Below are 12,617 nucleotides of genomic sequence, written 5' to 3' on the forward strand. Positions count from 1 at the left end.
ATGAAAAAGAAATATATAATATGGGCTATGATTTGTAGCTTGGGAATAGGAGCTGTTTTTTCTTCTTGTTCTGATTACTTAAGTGTGGAGAAGTTCTTCGAAGATAGACAAAACGAAGACAAAATATTCAAAAGTAAAGATTATTCCGAGCAATGGCTTTCATATTGTTATAACCATTTGTTAGGTGCCAATATTGAGATTGGGACTATTTCTCAAATTGTAACTAACTATTCTGATGATATGATATTTAATGAAACAAACGGAAATATTAATTATCGTAAGTTTAAATTTGGAGAATATGATTATGGTTGGACATGGGCCACTTACGTGAAATGTTATGAAGGAATCCGGCAAGCATCCATATTGATTAATAATATTGATATAAACGAGGAACTTACGCAAACCGAAATTGCTGATATGAAAGCACAGGCTCGTTTCCTGCGTGGATATTTTTATTGGTTATTGTTGAGGAAATATGGACCTGTGCCTATTATGCCCGGTGAAACTGTAAGTATTGATGCTACTTATGATGAGATGTCATACCCCCGGAGTACTTATGATGAGGTAGTAGATTATATTGCTGACGAGATGGTGTTAGCGGCTAAAGATTTGCCGGAAAAACGAAATAATCGGAATATTGCTCGTGCAACAAAAGGAGCGGCATTAGCTACCCGCGCAAAGGCATTGTTGTTCACCGCAAGCCCTATTAATAATCCTCATCCGGATGATCCGGACAAGTTTTCAGATTTTGTGGATGATAAAGGGCGTATTTTAATGTCGCAGACTTATGATGAAAAGAAGTGGGCCAGAGCGGCGGCAGCGGCAAAAGACGTTGTAGATCTTGCTGATCGAGGAGTATATAAATTATATACAGCTCCCTATAAGAGCAGGGGAAGTGAGGCTTACCCTGCTACGGTAAAACCGCCCTATCATAAATTGTATTCAGAAAAGAATTTTCCGGAAGGGTGGGCGGATATTGATCCGTTTGAATCTTATCGTGCTATTTTTAATGGTGATTTGTATGCTGTAGAAAATCCGGAATTGATTTTTACTCGTGGAAATAATGGATTAGGAGATGGTGTTAACTCTATGGCCAATGATCAGATGCCTGGTTCGGCTGGGGGGAATAATTGCCATGGACTGACTGCTAAGCAATGTGATGCTTACGCTTTGGCAAATGGAGAACCATTTGATCTCAATAAATTCTTGTCGGAAACTCCGGTAGGAGAACGCTTTGTAACGGAACAGGAAGTGAATGAGGGTAAATATCCCCAAGTGCGCTCCGGAGTTTGGAAGGAGTATGCAAATCGTGAACCTCGTTTCTATGCTAGCGTTGCATTTAACGGAGCATTTTGGCCTTTTGCAAGTGCGAGGGATGGTAACTATCGGAATTTACAGATGTGGTATTATAGAGGAAATACGAATGGTAGAACGAATGCTTCTGATAAATGGCAGCCGACAGGTATCGGGATGATGAAATATATTAATCCGAAAGATTGCAACACGAATAATGGTAAAATCTATGATAAAGTGGATTGTGCGATCCGCTATGCTGACATCTTATTAATGTACGCCGAAGCTTTGAATGAATTGACTCCGGGAAGTAGTTTTGAGGTGGCCACTTGGGATGGTATACCATATACGATCTCCCGCGATAAGGAAGAAATGAGTAGAGCGATTTCGCAGATTCGTATTCGTGGAGGAGTGCCTGATTATGAAGAACAGGTATATGAAGATAGTGGTGAACTTCGTAAATATTTGAAACGTGAACGGCAGATTGAGCTGTTGGGTGAAAATCAACGTTATTATGATTTAAGGCGTTGGAAAGATGTGGAAAAGGAAGAAGCGGAACCTGTTTATGGGTGTAATGTACTGATGACCCAGGCTAAAGCTGAAGATTTCTATGACCGGGTTCGGGTAGAAAAATTACAAACCTCTTTTTCGCGTAAGATGTATTTCTGGCCTATAGATTATGGTGAACTGAAACACAATAAACGCATGACTCAGGCTCCGGGATGGAAAACTTATGATTAATCTATAAATTTACGAATATGAAAAGAATAAATACTTATATAATGATGTTATGCATGTTTTCTGTTTTTAGTGCATGTAATAATGAGTGGGTAGAGGAATTATATCCTCATATGGTCTCTTTGAAAGCACCGGTTGGTGGCGAAGGTGTGGCAGATATTTATTTGCGTTATCATCCTAGTGGAGAAGTCGTTTATGATCTTCCCGTTCTGCGAAGTGGCTTGACTTTATCTGACGAAGCTGTCGATGTGAATATTGTCGTAGATAATGACACATTAGGTATTTTGAACGAAGAGAAATTCCAGTATAGGACGGACTTATGGTATTCACAGTTACCGGAGAAGTATTATGAATTATTGTCACCTGTATGTCACATTCCCGGAGGATCAAATAAAGAATTATTCCAAATAAAATTTAAATTTGAAGATTTGGATTTGTCACAGGAATGGGTGTTGCCTTTGAAGATAGAGGATAACTCCTCTTATATAACAAATGTACGGAAAGGAATCCATAAAGCATTGCTCCATATTTTGCCATTTAATGACTATTCCGGTACTTATTCTGCCATGGCAATGAATATCTATTTTATTGATACAGAGGATGCTCCATTAGTTGTAGATAGGCGTAGGGCACATGTTGTAGATGAGAATACTGTATTTTTTTATGCGGGAACCAAAGAAGATAATGCAATAGATAGAGCTGATTATAAGATAAATGTAAAGTTTGAAGAAGGACAGGTCGATGAAAAAGGAAAGAAGAAAGGAAATTTATCTGTTAAGGCCGTGAATCCCCAAATTAATTTTGAGGTTGAAGGTCAACCGACTTATGAGATTTGGGAAGAAAAAGATGCTGTTTTGCCCTACTTGGTTCATCGTTATTATACTATTTATATGAGATATAGATATGATGATATAACCACTGTACCGGGTAAAGTAATATCTTATCGTGCAGAAGGTTCATTAAGTATGGAACGTAAGATCAATAGTTTGATACCGGATATGGACCAACAAATCCAATGGAATTAATGAAAATAAACTTAAAAGAGAAATTATGAGTACAAAAATCAGAAAAGCATTATTTATTTCTTTTCTACTTTGCAACGGTGGTTTTGCTTTTGCGCAAAAATGGTATACCTCCGATGTGGATAAAAAGGTGGACGAGATTCTTAATCAGATGACCATTCAAGAAAAACTGGATTACATAAGTGGAGACTTTCAGTTTCACACAAAACCGATCAAACGATTGGGGGTACCGGCAATTAGGATGTCTGATGGTCCTCAAGGAGTAGGACACCGTATTGAAACGAATGCCTACCCATGTGGTCTGGCACTTGCTGCCACTTGGAACGAAAAACTGGCTTATGAATACGGACAGTCATTGGGACGGGATTGCAGAGCTCGTGGAATACATATCATATTGGGACCGGCTGTAAATATTCATCGTGCTCCGATGTGTGGCCGTAACTTTGAGTATATGGGCGAAGATCCATATCTGACAGCCAGAACAACAGTAGGCTATATAAAAGGAGTTCAGAGTCAGAAGGTGATGGCTACTGTAAAGCATTTCTTGGCGAATAATTCAGATTATGATAGGGCTCGGATTAGTAATGATATAGATGAAAGGACTGCCCATGAAATTTACTTCCCAGCTTTTAAAGCTGCTGTTCAAGAAGCGGAGGTTGGAGCGGTAATGACCAGTTATAACTTGGTAAATGGCATTTATACGAATGAAAATCCTTGGCTATTGAAGGATGTGTTGAGAAAAACATGGGGGTTCAATGGTATGGTCGTTTCAGATTGGAGCGCGGCTCAATATTCGATTCCTACTTGTAATGCAGGAATGGACTTAGAAATGCCGGGAGCGGAAAAGAATAAACCACAGGAGATCGCTTATTACCTGCGTACCGGCTATGTGACAATGGACACCATTAATGAAAGAATACGCCATATTCTTCGTGTTATAATCGGATTTGGTTTTTTAGATGCACAGCAACAAGATAAAAACATACCTTTAGATAATCCGGCCTCTGTGGAGACTGCTCTTAAAGTGGCAAACGAAGCAATTGTATTATTGAAGAATGAGAAGAATATTCTTCCTGTCAATCCTAAAAAATACAAGAAAATTGCGGTTGTAGGAAAAAATGCCAATGGTTATGTCTGTGGTGGTGGCAGTGGTTCGGTAAATCCGTTTAGTTATGTCAGCGCATTTGAAGGGATTCGTAAGGCTGCCGAAAAATATGGAATAAAGGCGGAATATGTTGATGAGTATGATTGTTTTGATCCTATTATATTTACGGATGGTAGTTTGAAACAGAGAGGATTCAGAGCGTGCTATTATAATAATATGAATTTAGAAGGTAGTCCGGTTGTAGATCAATTTGAAAGTAGAATAAACTATAGTTGGAGTAGTGGTACTGGTTATAAGGGTATGCCGGCTGATCATTTTTCAGTTAGGTGGACAGGAACTATTTGTTCGGATAAGAATGCAGAGTATGAGTTTACTCTTGGCGGAGATGATGGTTATAATCTGTTTATTGATGGAAAAAAAGTAATTGATGAATTCAGACCATCTGGTTATAGGACTTCCAAGTATACTATGCAGTTGAAAGCTGGTCAGAAATATAATATTCAGATTGACTACTTCCAGGAAGGTGGAGGTGCAAGTGCTAATTTGTTGTGGCAGAATACAGCGGAAGCTGATAATAGTAAGAACATGTTCGTTGAGCGATTGAATGAATATGATATGATTATTGCATGTTTTGGATTTAACTCTGATACGGAGTCGGAAAATAGTGATAGAACTTTTGAATTACCGGAAGCGAGTAGAACGATGATTGAGACGGTCATAAAGAGTAAAAAACCGATAATTGGAGTTGTCAATGCTGGTGGCAATGTTGAAATGCAGTCATGGGAGCCTTCTCTCAAAGGTTTGCTTTGGAGTTGGTATACAGGTCAGGAGTCGGGAAATGCACTTGCCAATATCTTGTTCGGTGAAGTAAGTCCGTCGGGTAAACTACCTATTACTTTTGAAAAGAAATGGGAAGATAATCCTACATACAATAGTTATTACGATCCTGACCATGATTTCCATGTGCCTTATACGGAAGGAATCTTTGTGGGTTATCGTGGTTATGATAAATTTAACCGTGAAGTGCAATATCCGTTTGGATTCGGTTTGTCATATACTACTTTCAAACTGTCTGATATGAGAGTTTTTCAGGATCCTGTGGATGATAGAAAGGCAAAGATAACTTGCAAATTGACTAATACCGGCAAGAAGGGCGGATCAGAAGTGGTTCAGCTTTATATCGGTAAACCGAGTAATAATGGTGTTGAACAACCTCTAAAAGAGTTGAAGTCCTTTAAAAAGGTATATCTTGAACCAGGGCAGTCAGCTGAAGTTGAGATGGACCTGACAAAAGACTCATTCTCTTATTATAGTGTGGATAAACATGATTTTGTAGTTGATCCGGGTGTATTTAAGTTGATGTTGGGAGTTTCATCAAGAAACATTGTCAGCCAACAAAATATTACGTTGAAATAAAAAGAGTTATTGAAAACTCAATAACTGACGAAACCCTATAAGATCTCCCGGATGCCGGATTTAATCCTTTATAATGGGATTTGAGGCATTCGGGAGATTTTGTATATAGTAGCGATAAGATAGTGGTAATCTTATTCTTGTTGTTTGCGAAATTCTTTGGGAGTAATGTGATATTTTTCCGTAAAACTTCTGAAGAAAGTACTTCGAGCGGTGAAACCTGATTTATAGGCAATTTCGTCAATCGAAAGCTTTGTATTGATGAGAAGGTCTTTTGCTACTTGCAACTTGCAATCCTTAATCATATTGGCTATAGACCTCACTTCTCCGATTTCGCTTAATTTACGATAGAGATGTCTCATACTAATGTGGAGTTCATTGGCAATGAAAGCTGCTGACAAGTCTTTATTATCTAGATTAGCATTAATGATATCAAGTATTGTTTCAATGAACTTTTTGTCCTCTTTGTGTATTAACTTTGCATTAGATAGATCGTAAGCACTTTTGGGAGAGTTGAAATAACTCTTTAAAGTTTCCTTTCTATTTAATATCTTGTTGACCGATATTTTCAGGTAGTCACTGTAGAAGGGTTTAAAGATATACATTTCGGCTCCTGCATTGATTCCTTTTATTTGTTCTTCTATATTTCGTTCACCAGATAATAGAATAACGGGAATATGTGCGTGATTCTTGCTACTTTTCAATTGTTGAGTAAATTCAATTCCTTCCACAAAGTTACCAGTAATGTCGTAAATTATTAAGTCTGGTTGGTAAGTCTCTAGTTTTTGCGTTGCCAGTGTGTAGTCTTGGATAGGGATGATGTTAAAATCTTCATGGAAAGTGTCTATAAGGAACCATGACATCTCTTTGTTTGGCTCAATTAAAAAGAGAGTCTGTCGGAGAATGTTAAATTCGGGAACCATATCCTTGATTTCCGGATTGTTTTCCATTTTTAGATGAGCGGAATGTATCGGATCGATATCGCTTACCTTCATCTCTTGAGGATCCGATTCAAGTTGGGGAAGTTTTATTGTAAACTGTACTTTTTCTTCTGTTGTGTCTACTATTAGTTCTCCTTGTAGTAGTTTCACCATATTATGTGACATCGTGAGCCCGAGTTCATGGCGTAGAAGTTTGGTGTCATACGTATCCTTTATATTTTTCAAAAGATGATACTCGCCTGTTATTACCTGGATTTCTTTTTTCGTGATCTTTCCTAGGAACGTGATGTTGATTGATAAATTATCTTCTTGTATATTGATTTGAACAACTATCTTGCCAGACTTGCCTGTATGGTGAAAAGCGTTTGATAATAAGTTGATGATAATTGTTCTTAAAAAGAAACGATCACTATTCCATATAAGTGCAGAATCTATTTCTTTTTCGAAAAGTATTTGATTTGAATATGCTTGATCGACGAAGGTGATAAGGTCTTTTGAGATAATTTCGCCCACTGGCAGTTGCTCTATATATGGTTTTCGTTCTTTGGACTCGATGCTGCGGAATGTGACTATCTCTTGGGTCAGATCATTTAGTATTTCCGCATTACGTTGAATGACTTTGGCATATTTTACTGTATTTTTATCTGAACAATTATCAATGATACGGTTACAAGGACCGAAGATCAGTGTTAGCGGAGTCGAAAACTCATATGCTATATTGGTGAAGAACTCTAATTTGGATTCATACACTTCCTTTTGATGAACTTGTTCCAATTCTTTAAGTTCCCGTGCTTTCTTTAAACGGTTTCGGCGGAGAATTGAGTGTATGATAAAGAATATGCAGGTCAGGCCGATTAAATAGTACACGATATAAGCCCAAGCAGAGGTATACCAAGGAGGAGTAATGTGAATGTGGATAGAGAACACATTACTTTCTTTGTTAATGGCTTGATTAATATATTTGATTTCGAGTGTATATTCTCCCGGAACCATGTTGGTAAAGTTAAGTGTATTACTTGAAATCTTAGTCCAGTTTTCATCTGTTTCTTTGATTCGGTAATATAGAAGAATACTGCTACTGTAAATATAGTCGGGAACGGAAATCTTTAGTGTGAATGAGTGTTGTTGATAGTTTAATGATAGTTTGTTTTTATCTTTTTCTTGTGATAAGAAGTCTGCTAACATAACATTTTCCCCCAGGACATTTAAATTAGATATTAAAATGGGGAATATGGATTCCTCTGTCTTCAACTTTTCCTTGTGGATGGTGACAAAACCATTGATGCCTCCAAAGTACAATGTCTGGCTTTGTTGGTCCACAAAAGATGCGCCATCACAATATTCAATGACATCAATCCCTTCTTCTTGACCATACAGCTGGAAGGTCTCATCATTAGGGTTATATCTTATGATACCTTTGTTGGTGCTTAACCACAGATTACCATCGTTGTCAGACTGTATGGCGTGGACTATACTGTTTATGAATTCATTGAGTTCTTTATATGTTTTGATTTGATTATCTTTTGTGTATTCCACAAGTCCCATACTAGTTCCTAGCCAAAAATTACCTTTTGGGTCTTTTTCCATGCTAAAGATGTCATTGGCAGCTTGTTCGGCTGGATTGTTATTGAAATATATATTTGACAAAACGTCTTGTTTTTGAGGGATGGAGAAGATGCCATATCCTCTATTTCCAAATAATAAAGAATCAGAACTCTGCAAAGATGTGAAGAAATAGTTGTAAATTAGGTTTTCTTCTTTGTGTATATACGTCTTAATCTTTTTTACAGTAGGAATAACTTGTTTTGTATCAAGGATTAGCTTAAGTACTCCGGTTCCTCCTGTCGTAACCCATAAGGTAGAATCATTTATTTCATGTATGGAGTGAACGTAATTGATTGATTCGATCTTAGGAGGGAGGATTACTTTCTGAATTTTCTTCTTTGTGTACGAATAGTAATTCAAACCTCCATCGTTTCCTATCCATAGGATATTTTTTCTACTGGGTGCAAATGCGTATACGGAATTTTCATTTAATTGGCTGTTGCCGGAAGAAAAATGAATGGGGGATTCTTGGGCTGAAAGGAAAGAGGGTAACAATATGATTCCGTCTCCTCTTGTTCCTAGCCACAAATTATCCAGATCATCTTTGAAAATAGCTCTGACCGGTTTTTGGACTTTGGTAGATATTTGAGAAAATAGGTAAGAATTTAAGGTGTATTCTTCCTCTGTGTATTTATAAACTCCTTGTCCGTCTGTACCTATCCAAACGATATTTTGTGATTTGTCTTTCATCATTGAAAGCACACCACAGTGAATCTGTAAATCAATAATAGAATAGGGTTCTTTTTTTTCGGGAGTAAGAGTTAACTTTACAACACCTTCTGTCTGGAAACTAATAAAAAGATCTTCTTTATATTTAATGATAGAGCTAATATCTCCTTTCTGGTGAGTAAGCCAACTGATGTCTGCAATGTGTGTTATCTGTGGAGCTTCGGAACTGATCATATATAATATATCATCTTGGTCCACAATAAATTCATAATCTCCATCCGCAAAAGCTTTTGTTATATTTTTATTAAAATGTTTTACTTCATGTAATTCAATATAAGGTTGATTTGTGTTCTTATTGTATAAGGAGAAACAGTAATACATTTCGTTTTTTACATATACCCAAAGTCTGTTTTGGGAGTCGAACTTAATATCGAGTATGTCTGAAAGAGGAATTGGCTCGGATTTATGGATTAGGACAGATTGAAATTGCTTGGTCTTTTCATTGAATATCTGTAAATTTCCGATTCCATCATATATGAAAAGGTCATGCTGACAATCTGTGAAAATGAAGTTGTGGCCGGCAAACTCTGGGAAAAACAAGAATTCTCCTTTTTGAGAATTCATTTTGTTTAGTCCGGAATTCGTTCTAATCCAATAAGTTCCAGGTTGAGTCGTGATAATTTTCTCTATAAAGTTTCCCTTGATAGCTTGATTGGAGGGTGTAGACCTGAAAATTTGGATATCTTTTCCATCAAAGATATTCAAACCATCGCATGTGCCGAATAACATCAGATGATTCTCGTCTTGTCCAACTGACAGGATTGAACTGTTGGATAGCCCGTCTTTATTATTGATTTGGCGGAGGTTATAGGCATTGCTGTTTAAGGTATAGCAAAGCAGACTGAATAACAATATAATGAACTTATACGTAAGTGTTTTCATGGTTATAGAATGAAGCATTGCACTTTATTCTTGCAATAATACAAATAATATCTGACTTTACTTTCTTGAGGACTTTTAAAAACGATTCTTCTTATTAAAAAAGCCTCCCTTGATAGGGAAGCTTTTATAAAATAGTTGTTTTTTTACTGTATGCTATTCAGTAAGTCGGTCTTTCCTTCATTGACAAGTTTTAAAATTAACTCGCCAAATAAAGTGTTTTGCCAGGCAAACCAGGCGCGGGTAAAGTTGTTTGGATCGTCTTTATGAAAAGATTCGTGCATGAAGCCTGTTCCTGCATCTGTATTCATGAGCATTTTTACGCAAGTCTTTATCTCCTGATCGTCCTGACTGGTGAAAGCTTTCATCATGATGCTCATAGGCCATACCATGTCATAACCGATGTGAGGTCCCCCAATACCTTCTCCTGCTTTTCCTTTGAAGAAATAAGGATTATCCTTGCTCCATACAAAGCGGCGTGTGTTTTGATAGATAGGGTCGTTGATGTCCACATCACCCAAATACGGCATCGCTAACAAGCTGGGCACGTTGGCATCATCCATTAAGAAATGATTTCCGAAGCCGTCTACTTCAAAAGCGTAAATCGTGCCATATTCAGGATGGTTATAGGTCGCATATTTTTTTAATGCAGCTTCTACTTCCTTTGCCAGGTCTGTACATTGCTTTGCCAGGTCGGTATTTTTATTGACTGTATTCAAAATCTCGGCAGCTTTCTTTAGAGAGGAAACCGCGAAGAAATTTGAAGGCACAAGGAATTGCAGGGTTGTTGCATCGTCCGACGGACGGAAAGCTGAAACAATGAGTCCGACAGGATTCACGGGAGCGCCTAGTCCGTTATTGTTTAAAGTGTCGAGTGCGCGTTCCGTTTTACGTTGAAATTTATAAGGACCTACACCCTCTTTACGTTGTTGCTCTTTGAAAGTAGTCAGCACGTTGGTGATGGCCTGTATCCATTCACTATCAAAAATGCTGGCATCACCCGTTTCCTTCCAGTATTGGTAAGCCAGACGTAACGGATAGCAAAGCGAATCTATTTCCCATTTTCTTTCATGCAATTCCGGTTTCATGTCGGTGAGGTCGGACATCCATTCCCCTCCGACAGCACCGTCGTTGAAAGCATTGGCATAAGGATCGATATTGATGCATTTAAATTGCCTGCGGATCACTCCTTCAAGCATTTTTTTCAGTTCCGGATCTTTATTTGCCAACTGTATGTAAGGCCAGACTTGTGCTCCGGAATCACGCAGCCACATGGCATGAATATCGCCTGTGTAAACAAAAGTGTCGGGCTTGCCATCTGTTGTGCGGTAATGAACGGTTGTTTCCAGGGTATTGGGGAAACAATTTTCGAACATCCATGCCAGTTTCTGATTGGTAAGCAGCTTTTTTACCCTGATGATTTCTGCTTCCACAGCTTTTGATTTAAAAAGTCGCTGGTTTACAGGTGGGCGGTTGCTTTTGTAAGCTGCAATTTCAGCCGCCTGATTGACTACATTGGTATGATCTTTGGCTAAAACAAGTTCGGTTGCTTGGGCATGGCTTCCCATGAATAAAGTAGTTGCAACAACGCATAATCCGATATTCCTTTTCTTCATATTTCCAGTGTTTTTGAGTGGATGATTAAGAGTGTTTATTGTAAATTGATTCCGGCTAGTCTGCCATACATTTCGACAAAAGCAGCTTGTGTCAGCAGCCATTTTTTATCGCTTTTATCTGTTCCGCTCCAATCTGTTTGGAAGAGTCCCCGTTCGTCCCTGGCATGTTGCCATGCATAATCGAGACTTTTTTGGAAATCAGTCAGATAGGTTTTGTTGTGATCTATCTTATACAGCTCTATAAACCCTCTTAACATAACTGCCGTGAACCAGATATTGCCTTTTCTCAATAATTGGAAAGTTTGACCGTCAGGAGAATTGAAAGGAGCGAAAAAGTATTTGTGGCATGCTTCAGCTATATTTTGAGCATCTTCCAGATAATTCTTCTGTTTGGTAATCTGATAGAGTAGGGCGGCGGCCTGCATCATTTGCCCGCTATTATAAGCAAATTTGGCACGACCGATTTTCTTGTTAAGTGCGATATTGTCAAAGTATAAATGATCTTTGGGATCTTCCAGGTTCGCTTTGGTCCATTCGTATAATTCTTTTCCTTGCTTCAGATAGATACTGTCTTGAGTGGCTTGGAACAGCTTGAGTGCGAATACGGTTCCGGGAGCATTTGAACAGGTGTTTTTTGACTCTTTTTTCTGTTCACACCAGTAAATACCTCCTCCGAGTACATCGTCTTTTCCGCTAAGAATAAACTCCCATATCAGTTTGGCTTTTTTCAGATAAGCTTGTTTTTTGGTCATGTGGTAAGAATCGGTAAAATCAATGCCTAGCCAAACGTTGTCATCATAAAAACGATCAGAGAGAGGTTGATTACTGATATAGGATGAGTAAGCGAATGGTTCTCTTCGTGTGTCGAAATACTCTTCCAATCCGGGTAGTACTTTATTTTCCAGAAGTTTCTTGTATTTTTTGTTTCCAGTGCTCTCCAACAGTGCGTTTACTGCAGAGAATGTACCCGAGTACGGCCAAAGATAAGAATATTCATTATGTCTTTTTGCTTGTTCTTCTGACGCTAGATAAGTTGCTTTGTTGTTCTGGTCAGAAGGATAATTTTCGCGCAGCAAACAAGTATTGGGTGCTGCATAGTTTTTGTAAAGGGCATCCAAGCTTTGCTGGGCTCTTTCTGCGTTAGGATTTGTGTTCGCAATGGCGAAAGCACAAATAACATTGAGCAATAGGCTATTCATAGTTTCCTTTCATTAATTGATATTTATAAAATAGTCCAATTTTGTTTTTCAATTTATTGGGGAATTAATCATTGGAG

The 12,617-nt window shown here is 38.0% G+C and carries 6 protein-coding genes; 3 read left to right on the forward strand and 3 right to left on the reverse strand.

Annotation, left to right across the window (positions count from 1 at the left end; translation table 11 throughout):
- Genes HMPREF9009_RS04280 through HMPREF9009_RS04290 form a run of 3 tightly spaced genes read left to right on the forward strand, consistent with a single transcriptional unit; the run spans position 1 to position 5,574 of the window.
- Positions 1-2,034, forward strand: coding sequence for a RagB/SusD family nutrient uptake outer membrane protein (locus HMPREF9009_RS04280; protein ID WP_049701542.1), 2,034 nt, complete (start codon positions 1-3; stop codon positions 2,032-2,034).
- Between the two features lie 17 nt (positions 2,035-2,051).
- Positions 2,052-3,056, forward strand: coding sequence for a DUF4973 domain-containing protein (locus HMPREF9009_RS04285; RefSeq protein WP_049701543.1), 1,005 nt, complete (start codon positions 2,052-2,054; stop codon positions 3,054-3,056).
- 25 nt (positions 3,057-3,081) lie between these two features.
- Positions 3,082-5,574: a beta-glucosidase gene (locus HMPREF9009_RS04290; RefSeq protein WP_049701544.1), complete on the forward strand. Its 2,493-nt coding sequence runs from the start codon at positions 3,082-3,084 to the stop codon at positions 5,572-5,574.
- A gap of 131 nt (positions 5,575-5,705) precedes the next feature.
- On the opposite strand, the gene HMPREF9009_RS04295 is transcribed toward HMPREF9009_RS04290, so the two are convergent.
- The 3 genes from HMPREF9009_RS04295 to HMPREF9009_RS04305 all read right to left on the reverse strand — a co-directional run bounded on the left by HMPREF9009_RS04295 (position 5,706) and on the right by HMPREF9009_RS04305 (position 12,540).
- Positions 5,706-9,410: a hybrid sensor histidine kinase/response regulator transcription factor gene (locus HMPREF9009_RS04295; RefSeq protein WP_162487378.1), complete on the reverse strand. Its 3,705-nt coding sequence runs from the start codon at positions 9,408-9,410 to the stop codon at positions 5,706-5,708.
- A gap of 461 nt (positions 9,411-9,871) precedes the next feature.
- Complete coding sequence (locus tag HMPREF9009_RS04300) at positions 9,872-11,341, reverse strand: glycoside hydrolase family 125 protein (RefSeq protein ID WP_049701546.1); 1,470 nt, start codon at positions 11,339-11,341, stop codon at positions 9,872-9,874.
- A gap of 35 nt (positions 11,342-11,376) precedes the next feature.
- Positions 11,377-12,540 (reverse strand): glycoside hydrolase family 76 protein, encoded by a 1,164-nt coding sequence (locus tag HMPREF9009_RS04305; protein WP_049701547.1) that lies wholly within the window; start codon positions 12,538-12,540, stop codon positions 11,377-11,379.
- Positions 12,541-12,617: the final 77 nt, after the last annotated feature.

It is taken from the genome of Bacteroides sp. 3_1_13 (genome assembly GCF_001185845.1).
GTDB classification, from domain to species: Bacteria; Bacteroidota; Bacteroidia; order Bacteroidales; family Bacteroidaceae; genus Bacteroides; species Bacteroides xylanisolvens.